We start from the raw sequence: 22,585 nt of genomic DNA on the forward strand, positions 1-22,585 counted from the left end.
AATGCCCACGATGAGCCTAGACTCCGTCAAAGTGCTGCCAATGCAATCACGTTCAGCAATGACGTTGGCTGAGATTCGTGACGCCATGTCGGAGATGAAGCCGAGCCTCGACGGCTTCAAAGGTGGCTGGGCGAGTACAAACAACTACGAATCGAATCTCAGGCGTGCCGGCGTCGCACCGCCCGAATCAGTACCGACTATCGAGTCTGCGACAAATGTACTCCCTGAGATGCTCAAGGCGCGCTTCTACTACTGGGACCCGGCGCCGTCGGGCCTCAGTGATCAAGTTGAACACGACCCGCTTAGTACGCGCAGACTTAACGCAATCGACGTAATTATCACTGAGCCCGCACCCGGCCGTGTTGGCCTATTGTTCTCGACCCGGACGCGTGCCTACCTGAACCGAAATTTCGGTGTGATCGCATGTTTGGAGAGGATTCTCCAGAGCAAAGACGTAACCATCAAGGTCGATCGCGGGGAGTCACATCTGAGACTTCATGACGAAGAAATCTTCCTCTGGCTCGCTGTGCAGCGCCGGGACAAACCGCAACTTGCGGAAGATCTTCGAGTCGATATGATCTCAGGCATAAGTAGCCGCGATGGCGCAAGCCGTACCGCTGATCTCCGCTACGGCGTGGACTTCGAACGGTCAAACTTCCTGACCGCAGTCGCCGAGGTGGACACTCTCGGACCAATCGACCTTAACTTTGTTCATTACGTCGGCGGTGACAACCACTCGTACGAAGTGAGGCTTCACGTCGACGGCGGCTTCGAAATTCGAAAGAGCGGACTCCACTTCCCGGATCAGCTAAACAGGGAAGACATGATGATGGAAACAAGTTTGTTCCTTGCCTACTCGCTGATTCCTCGTTTAAACCAGCTCTACATCGACGACGCCCCCAATTGGAAGAACCAGCGAGTAGAAGTAATCGAGAGTGCCATGACGGCACTCGAAGAGCGCTATAAAACTCTAAAGACACTACTGCAGCACCAGCACGACGAGGAGTCGCACTAAGTCAAACTGGGAGCGCGGCTTCCTGAACCCTGCCTGTGGCTTCGGGCGAATATCACAGCAACTGGGCCCCTGGGTAAGGCTAAATGCGCAACCTCACCTGCCCTCGGTGAGCAACCGTAGTGCTCCTTGTCGTAAGCACGCGGCCTCTGCCTGTTGTCTGCGATGATCTGGGCTATCTCGTCTTGCTGGGCTGGTGAGAAGCGGTACAGGCGCCCAATACGGACGCACGGCCATGCGCCGTCCATGACTCTTCGCCGGACTGTGTCAGGCGTGATCTTGTACTTCGCGGCCATGTCATGGGCGGTCTTATACGAACGTTCTTCAGCCATGGGTCGTATCCTACTCAGCCAGCGAGTATCTAGGATCGATGGCATGACGATTCCAAAACTTGCCCTCACCTGGGATGAAGCCGCCGAAGCCTCCGGTTACAGCGTCCGAACCCTTAAACAGGCTGTCTACGACGGCAACCTCCTCGCCCGCTACGCCAACACCAAGGGAGTGATCCGCGTCGAAGACCTGGCCAAATGGCTTGACGACTTGCCGGCCGAATCTCCGAGTGGCCGCGCATGAGCGACTCAGTCCCCGTTTTCCGAACCCCTGAGGCCATCGCGCCAGAGTTGGGGATGACCAAGACGGAACTCCGACGTTACTGCCGAGAGTCAGGACACTGCACCAGACTCAGCAACAACAGGATCATGCTGCACGCCGACGACGTCGCCAACATCATCACCTGGGTACGCGAGCGGAAGGCCAAGGCCGCCGAGTGGTGGAACGAAGCCGAACCGGAAAAGGATCCCTTTGCCTGAGGGTGCGATTTCAAATCCGACCCCCATTTGAAATGCGACACTTCAGGGGCCGACGTCGGAGGGAAGCGAGCCCATCCAGGCGTCGAGCCCTGAAGCTCTGATTACGGGTTTGCTACGGACGTACTTGACGGCAATGTCTCCCGCGTTCAACGAGCCTTTGAAGGCTTCGGACTGAGACGCCGACCGAGTTGGCGGCTTCTTGATAGGTATACGCGAGCTCGGTTGCGCGGCCTGAGCAGCAACGCGAGTGCTTCTGCTCAGGCACCTATGCCTCCAGCGCCTTCTCGGCGATATCAATGGCTCTGAAATGGGCATCCGGGACAAGGTGTGAATACCGGTCAATAGTCGTCTGGATACTCTCATGGCCGAGGCGGCGGGACAGTTCGTAAATGCTCATGCCGCCAGCCAACATTAACGATGCGTGAGTGTGGCGCATGTCGTGAATCCGGGGACGGTCATCTTTCGGGTACGCCAATGCCTCCACAGCTTCATTCCAGAACTGCCAGAAAGTGGCGTGACGAATCGGCCCATCGTAGGTGGTCCGGAATACGTGCTGGCCTGGCTTAGCGCCTTCTACCAGCGGCTGGACGTCACGAACGAACGAAGGAGGAAGACTGATGGTTCGTCTAGATTTCTTAGTCTTAGGTGGGCCGATGTAGAAGCGGTTGTCACCGTCACGCTTCCATGCCCGTTCCACGCGCACAGAGGGCGTCGTGCTGTCCAATTGGAAGTCATCCGCGTAGAAGGCCGTGACCTCCCCGAAACGGGCCCCAGTCGCCCGCAGGCAGGCCACGAACACTTGGTACCGGTCACGGTGCGCCTTGACGATGTCTAGGGAAGCCTGCGCACTCATGAAGTACATCTTCTCTTCAGTTGCGTCATCCTTGGGCAGCTTGATTCCCCGGCAAGGATTGTCAGGCCTGCGCTTGAGTCGGATAGCTGTTTCCATGGACGCGGAGAGCAATCCGTGGTGATTGGCTATTGTCTTCGCAGACAGTGGCTTGCCCTTGTAGGTGGCGGCCTGCATGTACTTGATCCACAGCACCACGTCTTCATGCTCGACAGCAGCGACTGGCAGCTTCCCAAGGCGCTCACTGAAGTAGTTCTCAATCGCCGCGCCATAGCGTTTAATCTGGTCGGGTCCCGCGCTCGTCAGGAGCTCAACGTGACGCTGTAAGTTCTCTGCCACAGTGGGACCGCCGACTGATACCTTCTCCAGGATCTTCTCTACGGCGCTGAGGGAATTGCCGTTGGCTTCAACCATGCGCTTAAAGCGCAGCGCCTCATGCTCACTGTCCCACGGGTAGGACGTCTGTTTGCCCGTGTCAGAATCTCGCCACAGCACGGCGTGGGAGGTAGTCCCATCTGCCCGTTTGCGCTCTCGAATGCTTGCCATGTGAGCACTGTAGCGCTACCCCTGTCAACAAAACGCATCTGCGCGTCAACACGAAAAGAAAAAGGCCCCTAGATCGGCTAGATCTAGGGGCCTTTTCGGCGGAGAATGGGGGATTTGAACCCCCGAGGGCGTTAACCCAACACGCGTTCCAGGCGTGCGCCATAGGCCGCTAGGCGAATTCTCCTTGCTTCCGAATCGAAAGCAGATACTACTGTACCTGAGAATTTTTACATCGTGTAATCGCCTGAGGAGAGACGCCGTCGTACTTGTTCCGGGAACACCGCTTAACGGAAAAATGGGCGCCCCCAACGCGCCCATTCTCGCGGTGCGCCGTTGAGCTGCTGGGTCCGGCCCCTCGCCCCCAGGCCCCGCACCTCACAATCTTGAGATTGCCCCAATCGGCGTACCTACACATGGTCCGCCGCGGTTGCCCGATATGCAATGGTCGAGACCGGTTTGTAGCCGTCGTCGAGCCTTATCCACACGTCCGCGGACCCGATTCGAACCCCGAAGTAAGTTCGGGTAAGCTTGTCGACGGCCCCTCATGTGGCGTCATCCTGTTGAACTCCCCCAGGACCGGAAGGTAGCAAGGGTAGATGGGCTCTGGCGGGTGCATGAGGGGTCACTATATTTAAATGTCAGTCCCTATAGGTAGGTTTCCCCTGTGACTGTTACAACTGCCCTGTATCGAAGGTACCGACCCGACTCTTTCGCGGACGTTATCGGGCAGGAACACGTCACGGAACCGCTGATGACGGCGCTCCGGAAGAACCGCGTCAACCACGCCTACCTGTTTTCCGGTCCCCGCGGCTGTGGCAAGACCACCTCGGCCCGCATCCTGGCCCGGTGCCTCAACTGCGCCGAAGGACCTACAGACACGCCTTGTGGAAAATGCCCCAGCTGCATCGAGTTGGCCCGCGGCGGCTCCGGCTCACTGGACGTTATCGAGATCGACGCCGCGAGTCACGGTGGCGTGGACGACGCCCGTGATCTCCGCGAGCGCGCAACGTTTGCCCCCATCCGGGACCGCTACAAGATCTTCATCATCGACGAGGCCCACATGGTCACGTCGGCAGGTTTCAACGCCCTCCTGAAGATCGTTGAAGAGCCGCCGGAACACATCAAGTTCATTTTCGCCACCACGGAGCCGGACAAGGTCATCGGCACCATCCGCTCCCGCACCCACCACTATCCCTTCAGGCTGGTGCCGCCCGAACCGCTCTTGAAGTACCTGGAAGTCCTCTGCCAGCAGGAGAACGTTCCCGTCGCTCCCGGCGTGCTGTCCCTCGTGATCCGCGCGGGCGGCGGGTCAGTCCGCGACACCCTTTCGGTCCTCGATCAGCTCATGGCAGGCGCGGGACCAAACGGGCTCGCGTACGACCTCGCCGTCGCGCTTCTCGGATACACGGACGCTTCCCTGCTGGACGACGTCGTCGACGCCATAGCCGCGGCAGATGCACCCACGGTGTTCAAGGCGGTGGATCGCGTCATCCAAACGGGACACGATCCCCGGCGATTCGTCGAAGACTTGCTGGAACGTTTCCGCGACCTCATCATCGTGCAAGCCATGCCTGAAAGCGCCCAAGCCATCCTCCGCGGGATGCCCGCGGACCAGATCGCCCGCATGCGCAACCAAGCTACCAACCTGGGTGCGGCCGAGCTCTCGAGGGCCGCCGATGTCACCAACACAGCACTCACGGAAATGACGGGCGCCACCTCACCGCGTTTGCACCTTGAACTCCTCTGCGCCCGCATCCTGCTCCCGAGTGCTGAGCAAACGGAACGCGGTATCGCCGCCCGCATCGATCGCGTGGAACGTCGTCTGAACTACGCGGACGACGCCGGTACGCCTGCCGCTGCTTCATCCGCGCCTGGCGCGGTGGCTGGCTCGCTCACTGGCGCACAAGCAGGCGCGCCTACAGCTTCGGCACCGGCTCCCGTTGCGGCACCAGCATCCACTCCGCACCCAGCTGCCGAGCCGTCACCCGTACAAGCACAACCCGCCCTCACCGCACCCCGGGTGTCCACCAGCGATTGGCCCGTGGACGACCGCCCGGCTCCGAGCCGGCCGGTGCAGGCGGCACCTTCCCAGCCGTCGCCCGCCCCAACCGCGCCCGAACACGTGGCCGAGCCCGAGGCGCCAGCAGCACCCGCAAGCACTCCCGCGGCTACCACCGCACCCGCCCCGCAGCCCGCAACCGCTCCGGCGGTTAGCGGAGCTGAAGGCGCTGGTAGCGCTGCAGGGGCTGGTAGTGCCGGTGGCGACGTCGAAGTTCTGCGCCGCGCGTGGCCGGACGTCCTCCAGACATTGAGCAAGATCAAACGAAGCACGTGGGCACTGGTGGAACCGAACGCCCAGGTGGCCCAGTTTGATGGCCAGGTTTTGACCTTGGCCTTCACTACGAGTGGCTTGGCCGGCGCTTTCGGACGCGCAGACCATTCCGAGAATCTTCGCCAAGCGATCCATAAAACCATCGGCATCGACTGCCAAATTGTGGCAGTGGCCGGCGGCAACAGCTCAGCGAGCTCTGAGCCAAACCCAAAAGCGCCTACTAGCCGGCCGACGGCAGCGAGCCCCGAAGCACCGGCGCCGATACCCTCGGCCACGCAGCCAGTCTCGGCCGTGGACTCAGCGTGGGGCCTTGCCCCGGCTGCACCAACCGCTCCCGCGGCACCATCTGTTCCGGCACAAGCTACCGACCCTGCACCTCGTGACGTTACTCCCTTGCCAGCACAGGCCGCGCCTCAAGAGTCCACGCCTCGAGGGACCACGGCCGTTCCGGCGGCGAACGCTCCTATCCCGCCCGGGGTGGAAGCCTCATCGAAGGCGGCACAGTCCGCCCGGCACGCTGATGGCGACTATTCGCAGCCTGACGACGATTGGGGCCCTCCCCGCGACGAAGATGCCCCACCCATGGACGAGGAGCCTCCTGCAGATTGGGAGCCCCCAATGGAGGCGGCGCCGCCTGCGGGTGCTTTCCGAGGTGCCACGGACGCCCCAAAGACATACCCCGCGCCCGCTGCAATCCCCGGAGACAACCCTGAGATTGCCGCGAGCAGTACAAGCCGCGCCGCAGCACCGGACATTTCCGAGGATCCTTGGTCGCGGGCAGTTGAGCAGGCACCGGGCACGTGGGTGGTTGGCACGGATTCCAATGTAGGCCACGCAGCTAGCCGCCTCTCTGAAGGAGCCGGAGCGTCGGCGGAGAACCTCACCTCAAACGGGAACCCCGGCGAAGCCGAAAACCCCGGCAGCAGCGATGCCGCCGCCGCTTATGAGCCAGCCGCCGCCCAAGCACCAGCCGCAGCACCGGCACAATGGCCGTCCCTGGCTGGGCAGCCCGAGGAAGTACGGGGTTCGGTCGCTACCCTGGAGGAGGGACCGCCGTCGAGCGTTCCTTCAGGCCGCCAAAGCCTGTACCAACGGCTGACCAACAGCCCTGAGGCGCAAGCTGGCAGGGTTCAAGCTCCCGTGCGGACCCAAGCCCCAGCGGCCACGGTCACGGAGGATATCCCCAGCCCCGAGGACGAAACGATCGAGGAATCGCGGGTCTTTGGACGCGCGGCGGTGGAGCGTATTCTGGGCGGAAAGCTGATCGAAGAGCGCGCATTGGACGGCTCTCCCCTGCAAACCCGCTGATGGCGGCATTGATGTCAAACAAACGAGGAAATTTTGTACGAAGGTGCAGTTCAGGAGCTGATCGACGAACTTGGTCGGCTCCCCGGGGTCGGACCGAAGTCAGCCCAACGCCTGGCCTTCCACATCCTTGAGGCGGACCCCGAGGACATGCGACGCCTCGTCACGGCTATCACTACCGTCAAGGAACGAGTTAAGTTCTGCGCGGTGTGCTTCAACGTGACCGAGCAGGAGATGTGCAACATCTGCCGGGATCCACGCCGTGATCCTTCGGTGATATGTGTGGTGGAAGAGTCAAAGGACGTTCTCGCGGTGGAGCGCACACGGTCATTCCGCGGCCGCTACCATGTGCTGGGCGGCGCCATCAATCCCATCGCGGGCATCGGGCCCGAACAGCTGCGCATCCGCGAACTCCTCACACGCCTCAACGACGGTGCCATCCAGGAAATCATCATTGCCACCGACCCCAACCTCGAAGGTGAAGCCACGGCCACCTACCTTGCGCGGATGCTCAAGTCCATTGGCATCGCCGTGACCAGGTTGGCCTCCGGCCTGCCGGTGGGCGGCGACCTGGAGTACGCCGACGAGGTAACGTTGGGCCGCGCTTTCGAGGGCCGCAGAAACGCCCTGATCTAGCACCGACGGATCCAGCACCGTCGTCAGGCCATTACGAAACAGCAGCCGCACGCGGGAGACGGATACAAAAACGGGCACCTTGACCCGCCGGAACCGGTTCCACCGTGAGGCTGAGACCCATTCGCTGAGCCAACCGGGCCGCGATGGACAGGCCAAGACCGCTGCCCGTGGGGCGTTGTCCTGTGTAGCGGCGGGACAAGGCGCCGCGTTCGAACGCGACGGCGGCGTCCTCGGCAGTAAGGCCTGGGCCGCTGTCGTGCACTTCGACGCCGATCACGCGGCCTGATTCTTCCAGCCAGGCCCTGAGGGCAAGGGGTTGCCCGGGCGGTGTGATCCGCAGGGCATTGCCTATCAGGCCGTCGATGATTTGGCGGAGCCTTTGCCCGTCCGTGAGGGCCAGCACGGGGTGCCCATCGGGGGTTTCCGGCAGTTGGAGCGTCAGTTCGACGCCGGCTTGGACGGCCGCGCCGTTCCAGGCGCTCTGCGCCTGCTCCAAGACCACGGCGATGTTCACGGGTTGTATGTCCAAGGTGAAATCGTCGGCCTCCAACCGTGCCAACGCCAGCAGATCCCGGACAAATCCATCCAAGCGGTCCGTCTCGGCGGAGAGCGTGCGGCCAATCCCGGGGATGTCATCTTGCGGAATCAACCCGTCTTCGAGCGCCTCGGCGTAGCCACGCATGGCTGTCAGGGGTGTCCGGATCTCGTGAGAGATGGAGAGGAGGAATTCACGCTGCCTTCCTTCGCTGGCCATGAGCGCGTGGTCCAGGGTGTTGATCGCTTCTCCCACGGCGCGCACCTCAGCCACCCCATCGGGATCGAGGTGGACGGTCCGTTCTCCTGCGGCCATCCGCCGCGCGGCGGCAGCGGTCCTCACGAGCGGCCCGGAGAGCCGCCGGGCGAGCAGGGTCCCAGCAAGCACCGCGATCAGTAGGCCCGCGGCGAGGGCAAGCAGGGTCCGTTGGAGGAGTTGGGCGGAGGCTGCGTTCACGTCATCCAAGGACCTGGTCAGCACGATTGCGCCTCCCTTGGGGAGGGCTCGGGCTTCCACCAAGAACTGCACACCGCCCTTGGTGACCGTCCGGGACACCTTTTCCCCTGAAAGTACTTGCTGCGTCTCCCCTGCGCTGAGGAGCTGAGCTGCCGCGCCGCTGACGGCGCCGCCGACCGTGATGGTTGACAGTTCGTAGGTGTCAGGCCCGAGGAGGTGCCTCTCACGCAAGTCCAACGCCTGGGAGGCGACCGGGGTTGCGGCGAACGCATCCGCCTGACGGGCCAGTTGTTGCCTTGCTTGCTCGACGGCGGCCGAACGTATCAGGGGAAAGGCGGTACTGCCCGTGACCAGCACCGCTAAGACGGCGACGGCGGCCGTGACCAGCGTGATGCGCCCGGCAAGGGACCGTAACCAGTTCAAGGATGGCCTCCGTCCACGAAATAGCCGACGCCGCGCATGGTCCTGATGGGGCTGCCCTCGCCAAGCTTGGAACGTAGCTGGGCGATGTGGACATCCACGGTCCGCCCTGCCGTGTAACTGGCCTGCCCCCACACGGCGGACAGAAGCTGCTCACGGCTAAAAACCCTGCCCGGGCTGGCCATCAGGTAGGCAAGCACGTCGAATTCCTTGGCGGTCAGCTCTACCGCTGTGCCGTCTACGCTGATGCTGCGGTTATCCGGATCCAAGGCCACCGATCCGACGCGCAACACGCCATTCCGCGGTACACCAGTGGTACGGCGGAGGACGGTTTTGAGCCGGGTGACAAGTTCCCGGGGTGAGAAAGGCTTGGTCATATAGTCGTCGGCGCCCAACTCCAAGCCTAGGAGCATATCGACTTCCTCGTCCCGGGCCGTGACAAAAATGATCGGGGTCCAGTCATCTTGGGCGCGCAGGCGCCTGCAGACCTCGACGCCGTCGATACCCGGCAGCCCGACGTCGAGAATCACGGCCACAGGCCGCAGGCTACGGATCCGCTCCAAACCGCCTTCCCCGGTAGTTTCCACATGCACCCCGAACCCAGCCCGGGTGAGATACAGGCGTTGCACATCCGCGATGGCACGCTCGTCCTCCACGATCAGGACCAGGCCGCGGGACGGCTGGGCCGCCGGGGGCGTCGGTTGTTCCATGACTCCATTGAACGCTCTTGCAGACTCCAACAAGTGGCACGCCGCCCATACTTTACAGTCCTCTTACATTCCCTGAACCCGCTTCCGACGTCGGTGGGCAATAGTGAAATTGTCAGTCCACTGGATCACTAAGGAGCAATCATGAACACCACGCCACAGCGGGACGGCCGCGGCCGTCTCTGGCGCATCCGCGGCGCGGCCGCAGCAGGGGCAGTCCTGCTCGGCGGAGTCGCGCTGGGAGTCACGGGTGCCTCCGCAGACACCACGAGCCCCTCCCCCACCCCGAGCGCATCGGCCACGGCGAAGGCACCGGCGAAAGCAGGGGACGGAACACAAGCCAAGCATCCGTTTGTCCGCGCGCTCCGGGAAGAGCTGAGGACCGATATCAGCGGCACTCCCGGGTTCGGCGATAAGGCCCACGAGCTTGCCTATGTGTTGATCCACCACACCCAGGCTTTCAACAAGCTGCCTGCGAACTTGCAGACCGATCTCAAGACGCTCGAAGCGGCGGCGGCGTCCGAACGTGATAGTGACGCGACCAAGATCAAGGACACTGCCCTCAACGGAGGTTACGGCGACAAGATCCAGAAGGCAGCTAAGGCCATACAGACCAAGTTGAGCCAGCCTTCGGCCACGCCGTCAGCGACGCCTTCAGCCAAGCCTTAGGCTCCTACCTGGCTACGGGCCCAGGGACGGGTACGGCACTTGGGGTGCTGTACCCGTCCCTGGTGTTTTCCAGCATGTGGTTGGGGACGGTCACAATTCCTGCGTCGGCTGCCTGCGGCGATAAACTGGCCACATAAACTACGCAGGCGTGCTCCAAGCTGGAAAACAGCGTGCCTCGTTCGAACCCTAGTGATGCAGTGAGGGTGCGCACATGACTATGCCCACTACCGATGTGAAGATCGACGAGCTCTCCAACGAGGTTGCCTCCACCAAGCAACTGGTCGTTCAGAAGTTCGGCGGCTCCTCGGTTTCCGATGCTGAGGGCATCAAGCGGGTCGCGCAGCGAGTCGTGGACGCGCAGAAGGCCGGCAATGAGGTTGTGGTGGTGGTCTCCGCGATGGGAGACACCACCGATGAACTCCTTGATCTTGCCGCGCAGGTCACTGACTCTGCCCCGGCCCGCGAGATGGACATGCTCTTGTCCGCTGGCGAACGCATTTCCATGGCGTTGCTTGCCATGGCCATTAACAAGTTCGGCGCTTCCGCCCAGTCCTTCACGGGCTCCCAAGCGGGCATGATCACGGACGGCATCCACGGCAAAGCCAGGATTATCGACGTCGACCCCCACCGGATCCGCACGGCGCTGGACAAAGGGCACATCGCCATCGTGGCGGGGTTCCAAGGCATGAGCCGCACCACGCACGAGATCACCACACTGGGCCGCGGCGGTTCGGACACCACCGCCGTCGCGTTGGCTGCAGCGCTGGAAGCCGATGTTTGCGAGATCTACACCGACGTGGACGGAATTTACACGGCGGACCCGCGTGTTGTGTCCACGGCGCAAAAAATCGACCGCATCTCCAGTGAGGAAATGCTGGAACTTGCGGCTTCGGGCGCCAAGATCCTGCACCTGCGGTGCGTGGAATATGCCCGCCGCTTCGGTGTTCCCCTGCACGTGCGCTCATCGTTCAGCCAGAAAGAAGGCACCTGGGTCATCCCCGGAGCCGAGGAAAAGTTCACCATCGAAGAGGGAGTTGCCTTGGAGCAGCCAATCATCTCCGGCGTCGCGCACGACCGGTCCGAAGCCAAGGTCACTGTAGTTGGCGTCCCGGACATCCCCGGCAAGGCTGCTGCGATTTTCCAGGTCATCGCCGACGCCCACTCGAACATCGACATGATTGTCCAGAACGTCTCCACCCACGGCACGGGCCGGACGGACATCTCCTTCACCTTGCCCATCGTGGAGGGTGCGGACGCCCTGACGGCGCTGCGCGCAGCTGAAGGCAAGATCGGCTTCGAGAGCATCGAATACAACGAGAACGTTGGCAAGCTGTCCCTGATCGGCGCCGGAATGCGTTCGCACCCGGGCGTCTCGGCCACGTTCTTCAAAGCCCTGTCCGACGCCGGGATCAACATCGACATGATCTCGACCTCCGAGATCCGCATTTCGGTGGTTACCAGCGCCGATGCCCTCGATGACGCCGTCCGCGCCATTCACGCTGCCTTCGAGCTCGACGGCGACTCTGAAGCTACCGTTTACGGCGGCACCGGCCGCTAGAAGTGGGTTTTTTTGGCTGATACTTACGTGGTTTTCGCCACAAGCCGCAGAACTGGGGTATGGTACGGAATTTTCATGGCATGCTGTACGTTGCATACCCGGTAACCCCCTAACACGAAGAGGCATTAAAAAGTGGCAGCCGATTACGACGAACTCCGTACTGATGTAAAAGAGAACCAGGAGCAGTCCCTCCAGGCTCTCCAGTCCGCCAGTGCCCCCACGGCCAAGAGTGTCGTGTTGGAACTGGACGAAACCGATGGCCTCGACGCCAACGGCCCCGGCGGCGAAATTGTTGCCGAAGAACTAGTTATTCAGGTCATTCCCCAGGCCAGCGATGAGTTCACATGCAACTCTTGCTTCCTGGTCCGCCACCGCTCGCAGATCGCGCGGGAAAAGGATGGCGTGGCCTACTGCATCGACTGCGAAGGCTAAGACGAGCCCTTCCCCGGCGGACAGAGAGATCGTCAGGGTGTGCCGCCGTCGGGATTGACTGCAGAAGGACCGGAACAAGCTGAGCTGCCCCCCGTAAGTTGGACTTACGGGGGGCAGTTTTCTGTTTGGAAGCCTATGTGCTTCGACACGAAGACAAGCCGTAGTGGCCCGTTAGTGACCCGCGTCACCTATCCTGATTGAGCGGTCTAAAACCGCCGTGCTTTTCGATCCTTAACCGTGTCCGCAGCATCGCACAACCTAGGAGATATGCCATGAGTACAGCGACGACCCCGGGATCGGGGCGAGGACTGGAAGTCCGCTCGATCGACTACGTTCCGCTCGGGGAAAGGCACGGAAAGGTCTCGCATATCGGCCCGCTCTGGTTCATGAGCAACGCGCAGATTGCCACACTCGCGGTGGGGCTGATCAGTATCACGACTGGCGGGAACCTGATCTGGTCCCTGATCGCAATCGCGATCGGCGTGCTGGTGGGCACCCTGTTCATGGCGGCGCACTCCTCCCAAGGGCCCCAGCTTGGATTGCCCCAAATGATCCAGTCCCGGCCGCAGTTCGGTTACGTCGGCGCACTCTTGGTGTGGTTGTTTGCCTATCTTCAGTACGCCGGATTCAACATCTTCAACACCGTCCTGGCTGGCGAGGCCGTGGCAGGGTCCGTCCACTTCGGGAGCGAAACACTCTGGTTTTGGGTCGTCACGATTATCGCTGCGGCTGTGGCGCTGTTCGGTTATGACCTGATCCACGGTTTTGAGCGCTACCTGACCTACCTGACCATCGTCATGCTGGCCTTGCTCACGGTGGCTGCCCTCACGCATCTTAATCTGCCCGGCGGTGCCTTCGATCTGGGTGATTTCCATCTTGTACCGTTCCTGGGGCAGCTGGGCGTGGCCGCCGGGTACCAGATTTCCTGGGCCATCTACGTCTCAGACTATTCGCGTTACCTTCCCCCTGAGTCCGGGCGCGGTACGTTCAAGTGGACCTTCTGGGGCAGCGCCCTGGGTGGCATCTGGGTGATGTTCCTCGGTTCGTTCATCGCCGCGTCAGCCGGCAAGGACTTCGAGACCATCGCTTCAATCCAGGACACCGCCGACAAACTGTTTCCGGGGTTCGGGTCGATCGCGCTGTTCGTCGCCGCACTCGGACTCGTATCCGTCACTGCGCTGAACATGTACGGCGGCTCCCTGACGCTGATCTCCTCCATCGACAGCCTGCGCCGCATCCGGCCCACTGTCAGAATCCGCGTGATCACCATTGCCATCACCGCGATCTTCTCGCTGGTCTTCGCAAACATCGCCTCCGCCGACTTCCTCGCCAACTTCAACGACTTCCTGCTGCTGGTGCTGTACTTCTTTATCCCTTGGACGGCGGTCAACCTCACGGACTACTTCATTGTCCGCAAGGGCCATTACGCGATAGCGGAAATTTTCCACCCCAACGGGATTTATGGTCGGTGGGGCTGGGCCGGAATAACGGCTTACCTCGTTGGCTTTGCGGTGATGATTCCGTTCTTCTCAGCCGGCAAGCTCTTTGTGGGGCCGGCTGCCGCTGCGATGGGCGGCGCCGACATCTCCCTGTTCATCGGCCTGCCCGTGGCTGGCTTCCTGTATTGGGTGCTTACCCGCCACATCGACACCGCCGCGGAACTCCGTCTGGCGGAGGCCCAGGCAGCCGAACTTGAGGAAGCATCTAACTCACACCTCGAGCCCTGAGGTTCGGTCCCTCACTTGGAGCGGGTATAACTAGCCGGCCTCAGGCTCTGAGAGCCGCTCCGCATCCGTGTTTTCCGGAGCTATTACGGGCGAGAGCAGGTCGCCGAGAAGGCCCCCGGTGTTCTTGTTGGTCTCCGAGGACCCGTCCGGTTCAGGCTTGCCCGCTTCCGGTCCAGGCTCGTCCAGTTCTGGTCCAGGCTCGTCCGCAGGTGCATTATCGAGCGGGTTTCCATCATTCATGGTCGCGTGGCCTGCCCGTTCACCACTTTCTTGCGCCGATGGTTGGCGCGCCGGAGCTGCAGGATCCGGGCCCCGCCTGCCAGCGCCACCAGGACGCCCCCGCCTACTGCCGCAATGAACAGCGTGGTGCCCAGAGCCAAGCTACCCTCAAGTCCGAAGAAACGCACAGTGATCATGTCCTGGTTTTGGACGAAGAACACGATCAGCAGAACCAACACCACCAGGCCTACTGCCACTGCCACCCAGACGGCAGCAGTCCGGGTGGGCCGGGAAGTGCCTGGAGCAGCCGATGGAACCGCCGTACCTTGGTGCTCGGGACCTGATGGGATCCTCGCAGCATCCTCCTGAAAACTCATCAGCAGCTCCTCTTGTCCCGTCATCTCGCGTGTATACCAATCATAAGCATGCTGATTAGTCGCACAAGAGTCAGTGGGTCGCAGAAGTAACTGAGCCGACTTCCTCAGTCTTCCCAGCCGCGTTCATTGTTCCGAATGGCGTAGTGGTGCCCCTCGGAATCGGTTTCGATGTCAAAATTCTTCAGGTCTGCTTCAGAGGCCGTCTCAAAATCGTCGTGTTTGTGCACCACAGGGCTACTCGCGTCGCCGTGAGTGGCTGGTCCAAAAACTGACTGCAGCCGCTCGGTCACGTGGACGAAGCCTTCCAATTTGCGTCCCATGTTCTTCCACCCCCTTTCCTGCGGGAGAGAGAAAGAGCGGCAGGGCCAACGCGAGCCGTTCAATAGGCTCATTTTACGCCGAATGCGATGAAAACAGTGTGGAAGACGGCTCTTCATCGGCCTAGAATGCCTGCCCTGTGGCCCTGACCGTAACGTCCGAAATGTCGACGCCGGCAGGTTGGCTCAATGCCCACAGCATCGCCTCCGCCACTGATTCCGGCTGTATGGCAGCATCCGGCGCCTGCTCCCAGAGCGGGGTGTCCACGTGGCCCGGAGCGATGTGCAGCACCCGGACTCCTGATCCCACCAACTGTTGCCGGAGCGACTCTGCGTATCCGGCAACGGCCCATTTGGTGGCCGTGTAAAGGTTTCCCGGGTACACCTTCCTTCCGGCGGTACTCCCGATCAACACCATGTGTCCCCGGTTCTCCATCAGCTGCGGCAGTGCAGCCTTGGCAAGGATCGCCGGCCCGTACACGTTGGTGAGCACCATGTCCCGCCAGCGGTCCGGATCCCCATCCGCGAGGTCACCCGGTGCGGAGAAGCCGGCATTGGCCACGGCGACATCAATCCCGCCGAGGAACCTATCGGCCCTGGAGACCGCCCGGCATGTTTGCTCCCAGTCCCCGGCATCGGCCACGACGCCGCCCACCGGCCCCAAATCCGAGCACGATTCAAGGAAGGCGGCCAATCTACCGGGGTGGCGCCCCCGTAGTGAAGACCGCATGGCCCGCACGGAGCGCCTCCCTGACAAGGGCGGCACCGATTCCGCTGGTGCCGCCCGTGACAAGAATCCGAGACATCAGGAGGGGTCCGCGATACCGATGTAGCGGGTTTCCAAGAACTCTTCGATGCCTTCGGTTCCGCCTTCCCGGCCCAAGCCGGATTGCTTCACTCCTCCGAAAGGAGCGGCCGGGTTTGACACTATCCCCGTATTCAGGCCGAACATGCCGACGTCGACCTTTTCGGAGAGCCGGATTCCACGGTTCAAATCGCGGGTGTAGGCATAAGCCACCAAGCCGAATTCGGTGCGGTTGGCCAACGCAATGGCCTCGTCCTCGCTGCTGAAGCTGACAATGGGGGCAACCGGGCCAAAGACCTCTTCACGCAGGATCCTGGCAGTGGGGGGAACGTTGGCCAACACCGTTGGAGGGTAAAAATAGCCCTCACCAGATGGCGCCTTTCCGCCGGTGAGGACGGTTGCTCCACCAGCCACGGCATCGGTGACCAGCTCGTCGACCTTTGCGCGGCTCTTACTGTCGATCAGCGGCCCGATGTTGGTGCCGTCCGCGGACCCGCGGCCCAACGTCAACTCCGACATGCGGCTTGCAAGCCTCTGGCTGAACTCGTCCACCATGGATTCGTGGACGATGAACCGGTTGGCCGCCGTGCAGGCCTCCCCCATGTTCCGGAGTTTGGCCACCATGGCGCCGTCGAGGGCCGCGTCCAGATCCGCATCTTCGAACACCAGGAACGGTGCGTTTCCGCCCAATTCCATGGATGTCCTCAGCACCTGATGGGCCGAGTCGGCAATGAGCTGCTGCCCGACACCTGTTGAACCGGTGAAGGAAAGCTTGCGCAGGCGGCTGTCCCGGATGATTGGCCCGGTAACCTCGCCAGGCCGGGTTGTTGGAATGACGTTGAGGACGCCATCGGGCAGGCCCGCCTCGTGGAGCACCTGCGTGAACAGCAACGCCGTCAGCGGAGTCAGGTTGGCCGGCTTCAGCACCATAGTGCAGCCCGCTGCGATGGCCGGGGCGATTTTCCGGGTCGCCATGGCCAAAGGGAAATTCCATGGCGTGATGAACAGGCACGGACCTACCGGGCGCTTGGTAACCAGTAGGCGGGACTTGCCGTCCGGCGCGGTGGAATACCGGCCCGAAACGCGGACGGCCTCCTCCGAGAACCATCGCAGGAACTCGGCGCCGTAGGCCACTTCGCCCCGGGATTCAGCCAGGGGCTTTCCCATTTCGAGGGTCATGGCGAGCGCAAAATCCTCAGCCCGGGCAGTCACCAGCTCAAAAGCCCGACGAAGGATTTCGCCTCGTTCCCGCGGTGGTGTCAGGGCCCACGATTCCTGGCTCCGGGCGGCAGCAGCAAGCGCCCGCTCCCCGTCTGCCGGGGAGGCGTCGGCAACCCGGGTGAGCACAGCGCCAGTGGACGGGTCCTCGACGGCGGAAGTGGCGCCGTCGGAAGAGTCGATCCATTGGCCGCCGATGAAAAGCTGAGTCGGCAGGGTGGCTATGAATTCAAGCTCTGTGCTCGCAGGGGTGTCGGCTGTCAAGGTATTTTCCACTAGAGCGCTTTCTCGAGGATGGTCCGAATTTCGACGGCGGTGGGCGGCACCGGCGTGTTGTTGATGACCGAATCCGCCAGAGTGTCCGCCACGAGGGAGTCCAGGTCAGCGTCCGTGATGCCGAAATCGGCCAGGCGTGCCGTCATGCCCACATTGCGGGCGAGAGTGGCCACGGCCTGCACGGCGGCGTCAGCATTCTCTTCTGCGCTGGCGTCGGTTTGGCCGACCCCCAGCGCGAAAGCAAGCCGCGCAGTCCGGTCCAAGCGGTTCCGGAGGTTCAACCGCAGCACATCCTCGATCACCAGGCACAAAGCTAGCCCGTGGGGGATGTTGAATCGGCCACCAAGCGGGTGGGCAATGGCGTGCACCAGTCCGAGGCCGGTGTGCGAGAAGCCCACTCCAGCAATGTGGGAAGCAAGCAGGAGCTGCGAACGGGCCTCAATGTCACTCCCGTCAGCGACCGCTCGCGGAAGGAACTCGGCCACCATGGAGACCACCTGCAGGGCGATGCCGTCCGAGTAGGGATTTGGCCTGATGGAGGAATAGGACTCCACGGCGTGGGTGAGGGCGTCCATCCCAGTAGCGGCGGTCGCTTTGGGCGGCAGGCCAAGGGTCAGCTCCGGGTCCAGGACAGCAGCTTTGGGAAGGGCAGACTCGTGTCCGACGTAAAACTTGCGGTGCGCATCCACGTCAGTAACGACGCCGAAAGCATTCACCTCCGCTCCGGTGCCAGCGGTTGTGGGCACGGCGACGATGGGCAGCGCCGGATTGGCGAAGTGGTTGCTGTAGTCCAGCTCGGCACCCCTCGCAGGGTTGACAGCACCCAAGGAAATGCCCTTCGCGGCATCCATGGACGAACCCCCACCCACCGGCACCAGGACGTCCACGCCCTCTGAAGCGGCTTGATCGGAACCCGCATCAACGCAGGTGGTGGTGGGGTTGGGCGTCACTCCATCAAACACGGTGACGGCAAGTCCTGCAGCGATCAGGGAGGTCCGGACGGCGGCTACCACGTCCGTGGTGGCAAGGAACGGGTCCGTGACGATCAGCGCCGACTTCGCTCCCAGAGCGGCAACGATCCCTCCTACTTCCGCTACCTTCCCCCGCCCGAAGTAGGCCGTGGGCTTGGGGTCCAGCGTCAACTCCGTGGTGGCCAGCTCCGCGTGGATCTGTGCGCGAGTCTGCATGATGTTCAAGCTCCTTCTCCGGACGTGACGGTGGAGGTTGCCGATGCCGTCCGCAGTTGCATCCCGATGGCGTCCTCATAGAGTTTCACTGGTGTCATCTCGCCGGCTTTATCGCCATAGAGTGCCTTTGCCCGGCGGTAAAGCTGCTCCACCAAGCCGGAGAGCTCCATGGGGACACCCACCGAGCGGGCAAGGTCAACGGACAAGCCCAGATCCTTGCAGGCCAAGGCAATGGCGAAGCCTTCGTCGTAGTCGCCGTGGTTCAGGATGGACAGGACATCGTTCTGCACGAAGTTGGAGTTTGCCGGGCTGGCGATCAGCGCTTGCCGCAGGACTTCCAAGTCGACTCCGGCTTTTACCCCGGTGCTGAGGACTTCCGCGGTGGCCACCAGGTGCGAGAACCACAACTGGTTGATCATGAGCTTAACTGCGTAACCGGCCCCATGGCCGCCCACGTGCAGGATCCGGTCCGGGTCGCCCATCGCCTCGAACACGGGGCGGAGACGTTCGACGTCGGCCGTCTCACCACCGACGAAGATCTGCAGCATGCCGTTCGCGGCACCCACGGACATGCCGCTGACGGGGGCATCGACCACGCGGATGCCTCGCCCGGTGCCAGCTTCGCGAACCCTGTTGGCCACCTCCGGAACCGACGTGGACATGTCCACCCAGGTGCCGCCGTCGGGCAGTCCGGCCAGGATGCCGCGGGGGCTGAGCGCGACGCTCTCCACGTGCTTGGGCGTAGGGAGCATGGTGATGACGACGTCGGAACCGGCAGCTACGGCCGCGGCATCATCGGCCCATTCCGCGCCGTTTGCGAGGAGTTCGGCAGCGGATTCCTGACGGACATCATTGACGATCAGTTGAAATCCGGCCGCCTGGAGATTGCGTGTCATGCCGGAGCCCATGTTGCCCAATCCAATGAAGCCGATGCGGGCGCTGCCCGGCTTCAGGGCCAGTGTCTCCGAGGCGGAGACATGCGTTGTTGCAGTCATATCGAGTCTCAATTCAGGCTGGTATGCGTGGTTTAGTCATCCAGGGCGGTGTCGCCCAGGTTGATCCAGGTTGTTTTCAGGGCCGAATAAGCGTCCAAGGCGTGGAGGGAGCGGTCCCTTCCGAAGCCGGATTCCTTGAACCCGCCAAACGGTGTGATGATGTCGGCGACGTCGAACGTATTCACCCACACGGTGCCGGCGCGAAGTTCGCGTGCCGCGGTGTGCGCCTTGGTGATGTCTTGCGTCCACACGCTTGCCGCCAAGCCGTACTTGCTGTCGTTTGCCAAGCGGATACCCTCGGCTGCACCCCGGAAGGTGGATACGGCAAGTACCGGCCCGAAAATCTCTTCCTGTCCGATGCGCCCGGCATTGTTGACCTTGTCCAGGACCGTGGGTTCCAAATAGTAGCCATTCTCGACGCCGGCGGGGTGCACCCGCGTGCCACCGCTGGCGACTGCTATGCCCTCTTCTTCCGCGATGGCGTAATAGCCGAGGATGCTCCCGAGCTGCTTGTCGTCAATGATGGCGCCAATTTGGGTGGCCGGATCCAAAGGATCGCCAAGCTGCAGGGAACGCCCTACCTTAATGACTTCTTCGATCAGGGCGTCGTGCACGCGTTCATCCACGAGTAGCCGGGAGCCTGCGTGGCATGTCTGCCCTGCGTTGTAGAAGATCCCCCAGGCCACGGCGGAAGCACACGCGGTGAGGTCGCCGACGTCGTGCAGTACCACCTGGGCTGACTTCCCGCCCAGCTCCAACGCCACTTGCTTGCCATTGGATTCCGAAGCGTAGCGCTGGAAGAACCGGCCGACTTCAGGTGACCCCGTGAAGGTGACCTTGTCCACCAGTTGGTGCCGCCCAAGGGCAGCGCCGGCAACATGGCCCAGTCCCGGAACAACGTTGAACACGCCGTCGGGGACACCAGCTTCACTGGCGAGTTCGGCAAGCCGCAACGCGCTGAGGCTCGTCTGCTCCGACGGCTTAAGGACCACCGAGTTGCCGGCGGCGAGTGCGGGTGCCACCTTCCACGCCGTAATGATAAGCGGGTAGTTCCAGGGAACAACGGCACCGATAACGCCCAATGGCTCGCGGGAAATGATCGCCAGGGCATCACGCGGGGTGGGAGCGACGTCGTCGTAGACCTTGTCCAAAGCTTCGGCGTACCAGCGGAAGGTGCGTGCACAGCTGGGAACGTCGACGGCGAGCGCGTCACCGATGGGGTGGCCGGCGTCGGTGGACTCCAGGAGGGCCAGTTCCTCGAGGTTTTCCAGGATGAGGTCCGACAACCGGGTGAGGACAGCCTGGCGATGACGCCGATCCGTGCGGGACCATGTTCCGGCTTCGAAAGCACGGTGGGCTGCCCGGACGGCGTCGTCCACGTCCTGCTCGCCCGCTGCCGATATATCAGCGGTGACGGAGCCGTCCCGCGGCGAAACCGTGGGGAAGGTTTCGCCGCTCCGGGCGGCTCGAAAGCCGCCGTCGATGTACAGGCCGGTCGCCGGTTGCTGGGCTTTCGCCCGCTGGATCCAGTCGTTCTTGGTTGCTGGCTTGGTTACTGGCATGGCGTTTCCTTAGACCGAGTATTTCTTGACGGCGTCGTAGTCGATGATGGCGCCCAAGCCCGGCAAATCCGGCACCTTGAGGGTTCCTTCATCATCAATGTCCAGTGGTTCCATGAAGAAGTCCCGGCGCTCCGGGGTCCATCCTGGGGGGTCGTACGGGAACTCAAGGTAAGGACCGGCATCCACACCCGCAGCCACATGCAGGTTGGCCAACAATCCCAAGCCGTTACTCCAGGTGTGAGGGGTGAAGAACCGATGCTTGAGGTTGGCAGATTCCGCCACCTGGCGGGCTCGATACATCCCCACCGCCAACGCCACGTCCGGTTGATAGATGTCGTAAGCATCGGCTTCGATGAGCGCCATCATCTCGGGCATGCTGCGGACCATCTCGCCGCCTGAAACCTGGATCCCCGTCTGCTCACGGACCCGCTGGGCACCCTTGATGTCGGCCTGGGGCAACGGTTCTTCAAGCCAGCGGACATCGAGCTCAGCCAACTGGGCGGCCAGGCGGTGGACCTTGGCCAGTTCCAGGGCAGGCTCGATATCCCCGCTCATGCGCCACATCTGGTTCAGGTCCACCATGAGGTCGAAATCCTTGCCCACTGCTTCCCGGGTAGCACGGACGGACTCCACCCCTTCTTCCAAACGGTCCCGTGAGATGCGGATCTTCATTGCCTTGAATCCGCGGGCCTTGGCGGCCAGCGCGGACTCGGCCCGCGCTGCGGGGGGCTTCAGTTCACCGGAGGATGCGTAGGCCAGCAACCGGTCCTGCGCACCACCGAACAGGGTTGCCACCGGGAGGCCTGCCACCTTGCCGATGATGTCCCACAGCGCTGCTTCCAGCGGCCAGTAGCGGCCGCCGTGGAAGTTGATGGTTTCAAGCCGCCGGACCTGGTTCAGGATGGCCATGGGGTCGGTACCGATGAACAGGTGTTCGTAAGCCTCGAAGCCATCCATGGTGTCCCCCGAGCCCACTCCGGTGATCCCTTCATCGGTCTCCACCTCCACCAGGGTGGCCGGGAAGGAGGTGCGGGGTTCCGGATCCCACGCCGCGTTAAACGGCGGGTCCAAAGGCAGGACCATCCGGGTCAGCCGGATTGCGGTGATCTTCATGGTTGTGAACCTCGCGGGGTGAAGAAGGGATTGGTCGGAGAGTTGCGTGCCTCGATCACTTCTGCCGTGGATGGGAGGTTCTTGACCCCGTTTTCCAAAGCAGTCCGGACCGACTCGCGATTGTTTCGGTAGACGGCCTCGTCGTCGTCCGCGTTCGGGTTGACCCATACCGCTGCGATGAGCGCGTGCGAATCCGCCTGCTCGTCGGAGACGATGCCGTCGGCCACGGCATCGGCCACGCCTGCGGCGATCCCGGCTTGGGCTGCACCCCAGATCAGGTTCCCGTGCCGGTCATTGGCCGGGGCTGCCTTGGTGACGAACAACGTCAGCGGCTTCACCGGGAGGGATGGCCGCAGGACTGTGACGAAAGGTACGTGCCCGGCGCTGGGTGATGCAAGGGCCGTCGCCCAGGCTGTTCCTGCTGGCCCACTGCGATGTCCCAGGACCGTATTCACGTGCGCTGCATTGACACCGTTGCCCACGAAGGACTCACCGAGTTGGACTTCTTGTGCGTTCCCCATA

22 protein-coding genes, 1 tRNA gene and 1 other RNA gene are annotated in these 22,585 nt (G+C 62.5%); 10 read left to right on the forward strand and 14 right to left on the reverse strand.

Translation table 11 applies throughout. The features are described 5' to 3' along the window. Position 1 precedes the first annotated feature (1 nt). The 3 genes from SB659_RS10515 (at position 2) to SB659_RS10525 (ending at position 1,821) form a co-directional block, all read left to right on the forward strand. Positions 2–1,015 (forward strand): hypothetical protein, encoded by a 1,014-nt coding sequence (locus SB659_RS10515; protein WP_410550367.1) that lies wholly within the window; start codon positions 2–4, stop codon positions 1,013–1,015. A 372-nt stretch (positions 1,016–1,387) separates the two neighbouring features. Next, positions 1,388–1,585: a hypothetical protein gene (locus SB659_RS10520; RefSeq protein WP_410550368.1), complete on the forward strand. Its 198-nt coding sequence runs from the start codon at positions 1,388–1,390 to the stop codon at positions 1,583–1,585. Continuing rightward, on the forward strand, positions 1,582–1,821 hold the full coding sequence (locus tag SB659_RS10525; RefSeq protein WP_410550369.1) for a hypothetical protein: 240 nt from the start codon (positions 1,582–1,584) through the stop codon (positions 1,819–1,821). The genes SB659_RS10520 and SB659_RS10525 overlap by 4 nt, the downstream gene beginning before the upstream one ends. Before the next feature lie 265 nt (positions 1,822–2,086). Here SB659_RS10525 and SB659_RS10530 read toward each other — a convergent pair whose 3' ends face one another. Further along, the gene (locus SB659_RS10530; RefSeq protein ID WP_410550370.1) at positions 2,087–3,217 is read right to left on the reverse strand and encodes a tyrosine-type recombinase/integrase; all 1,131 of its coding nucleotides are present in this window, start codon (positions 3,215–3,217) and stop codon (positions 2,087–2,089) included. 99 nt (positions 3,218–3,316) lie between these two features. Next, positions 3,317–3,401: transfer RNA gene (locus tag SB659_RS10535), tRNA-Ser, on the reverse strand. 349 nt (positions 3,402–3,750) lie between these two features. Between SB659_RS10535 and ffs the strand changes: the two genes are divergently transcribed. The 3 genes from ffs (at position 3,751) to recR (ending at position 7,490) form a co-directional block, all read left to right on the forward strand. After that, positions 3,751–3,847, forward strand: an RNA gene (gene ffs, locus SB659_RS10540) — signal recognition particle sRNA small type. 34 nt (positions 3,848–3,881) lie between these two features. Continuing rightward, entirely contained in the window at positions 3,882–6,857 is a 2,976-nt protein-coding gene (locus SB659_RS10545; protein ID WP_410550371.1) for a DNA polymerase III subunit gamma and tau, read from the forward strand. Positions 6,858–6,890: 33 nt separating this feature from the next. Then, positions 6,891–7,490: a recombination mediator RecR gene (gene recR, locus SB659_RS10550; protein WP_284979175.1), complete on the forward strand. Its 600-nt coding sequence runs from the start codon at positions 6,891–6,893 to the stop codon at positions 7,488–7,490. A gap of 31 nt (positions 7,491–7,521) precedes the next feature. Here the strand turns inward: recR and SB659_RS10555 are convergent, their stop codons facing one another. Then, entirely contained in the window at positions 7,522–8,904 is a 1,383-nt protein-coding gene (locus SB659_RS10555) for a sensor histidine kinase (protein WP_410550372.1), read from the reverse strand. Continuing rightward, positions 8,901–9,611, reverse strand: coding sequence for a response regulator transcription factor (locus SB659_RS10560; RefSeq protein ID WP_284979177.1), 711 nt, complete (start codon positions 9,609–9,611; stop codon positions 8,901–8,903). The genes SB659_RS10555 and SB659_RS10560 overlap by 4 nt, the downstream gene beginning before the upstream one ends. A gap of 141 nt (positions 9,612–9,752) precedes the next feature. Between SB659_RS10560 and SB659_RS10565 the strand changes: the two genes are divergently transcribed. The 4 genes from SB659_RS10565 to SB659_RS10580 all read left to right on the forward strand — a co-directional run bounded on the left by SB659_RS10565 (position 9,753) and on the right by SB659_RS10580 (position 13,994). Then, positions 9,753–10,277 carry a hypothetical protein gene (locus SB659_RS10565; RefSeq protein ID WP_410550373.1) on the forward strand — a complete coding sequence of 175 codons (525 nt, stop codon included), beginning with the start codon at positions 9,753–9,755 and terminating at the stop codon, positions 10,275–10,277. Between the two features lie 211 nt (positions 10,278–10,488). Next, complete coding sequence (locus tag SB659_RS10570) at positions 10,489–11,835, forward strand: aspartate kinase (protein WP_284979179.1); 1,347 nt, start codon at positions 10,489–10,491, stop codon at positions 11,833–11,835. Between the two features lie 132 nt (positions 11,836–11,967). After that, the gene (locus SB659_RS10575; RefSeq protein WP_284975731.1) at positions 11,968–12,267 is read left to right on the forward strand and encodes a DUF4193 domain-containing protein; all 300 of its coding nucleotides are present in this window, start codon (positions 11,968–11,970) and stop codon (positions 12,265–12,267) included. A 272-nt stretch (positions 12,268–12,539) separates the two neighbouring features. Continuing rightward, positions 12,540–13,994 (forward strand): purine-cytosine permease family protein, encoded by a 1,455-nt coding sequence (locus tag SB659_RS10580; RefSeq protein ID WP_284979180.1) that lies wholly within the window; start codon positions 12,540–12,542, stop codon positions 13,992–13,994. 30 nt (positions 13,995–14,024) lie between these two features. On the opposite strand, the gene SB659_RS10585 is transcribed toward SB659_RS10580, so the two are convergent. The 10 genes from SB659_RS10585 to fae all read right to left on the reverse strand — a co-directional run bounded on the left by SB659_RS10585 (position 14,025) and on the right by fae (position 22,584). Next, positions 14,025–14,234: a hypothetical protein gene (locus tag SB659_RS10585; RefSeq protein ID WP_284979181.1), complete on the reverse strand. Its 210-nt coding sequence runs from the start codon at positions 14,232–14,234 to the stop codon at positions 14,025–14,027. Continuing rightward, positions 14,231–14,590 (reverse strand): lipopolysaccharide assembly LapA domain-containing protein, encoded by a 360-nt coding sequence (locus SB659_RS10590; RefSeq protein WP_284979182.1) that lies wholly within the window; start codon positions 14,588–14,590, stop codon positions 14,231–14,233. The genes SB659_RS10585 and SB659_RS10590 overlap by 4 nt, the downstream gene beginning before the upstream one ends. Positions 14,591–14,694: 104 nt before the next feature. Then, a complete protein-coding gene (locus SB659_RS10595; protein ID WP_284979183.1) occupies positions 14,695–14,910 on the reverse strand; it encodes a hypothetical protein in 216 nt (71 codons plus the stop codon). Positions 14,911–15,031: 121 nt separating this feature from the next. Further along, positions 15,032–15,637, reverse strand: coding sequence for an SDR family oxidoreductase (locus SB659_RS10600; RefSeq protein WP_410550374.1), 606 nt, complete (start codon positions 15,635–15,637; stop codon positions 15,032–15,034). A 75-nt stretch (positions 15,638–15,712) separates the two neighbouring features. Next, positions 15,713–17,206, reverse strand: a complete 1,494-nt coding sequence (locus SB659_RS10605; protein WP_410550375.1) for an NAD-dependent succinate-semialdehyde dehydrogenase — start codon at positions 17,204–17,206, stop codon at positions 15,713–15,715. Beyond that, positions 17,206–18,393 (reverse strand): iron-containing alcohol dehydrogenase family protein, encoded by a 1,188-nt coding sequence (locus SB659_RS10610; RefSeq protein WP_410550376.1) that lies wholly within the window; start codon positions 18,391–18,393, stop codon positions 17,206–17,208. The genes SB659_RS10605 and SB659_RS10610 overlap by 1 nt, the downstream gene beginning before the upstream one ends. Positions 18,394–18,398: 5 nt before the next feature. Then, positions 18,399–19,388, reverse strand: coding sequence for an NAD(P)-dependent oxidoreductase (locus SB659_RS10615; RefSeq protein WP_284979187.1), 990 nt, complete (start codon positions 19,386–19,388; stop codon positions 18,399–18,401). A gap of 32 nt (positions 19,389–19,420) precedes the next feature. Beyond that, on the reverse strand, positions 19,421–20,950 hold the full coding sequence (locus SB659_RS10620; RefSeq protein WP_284979188.1) for an aldehyde dehydrogenase: 1,530 nt from the start codon (positions 20,948–20,950) through the stop codon (positions 19,421–19,423). Between the two features lie 9 nt (positions 20,951–20,959). Then, the gene (locus SB659_RS10625; RefSeq protein ID WP_410550377.1) at positions 20,960–22,063 is read right to left on the reverse strand and encodes a mandelate racemase/muconate lactonizing enzyme family protein; all 1,104 of its coding nucleotides are present in this window, start codon (positions 22,061–22,063) and stop codon (positions 20,960–20,962) included. Then, the gene (gene fae, locus SB659_RS10630; protein ID WP_410550378.1) at positions 22,060–22,584 is read right to left on the reverse strand and encodes a formaldehyde-activating enzyme; all 525 of its coding nucleotides are present in this window, start codon (positions 22,582–22,584) and stop codon (positions 22,060–22,062) included. Before fae ends, SB659_RS10625 begins: the two co-directional genes overlap by 4 nt. Position 22,585: the final 1 nt, after the last annotated feature.

Source organism: Arthrobacter sp. SIMBA_036 (assembly GCF_046535135.1).
Taxonomy (GTDB): domain Bacteria; phylum Actinomycetota; class Actinomycetes; order Actinomycetales; family Micrococcaceae; genus Arthrobacter.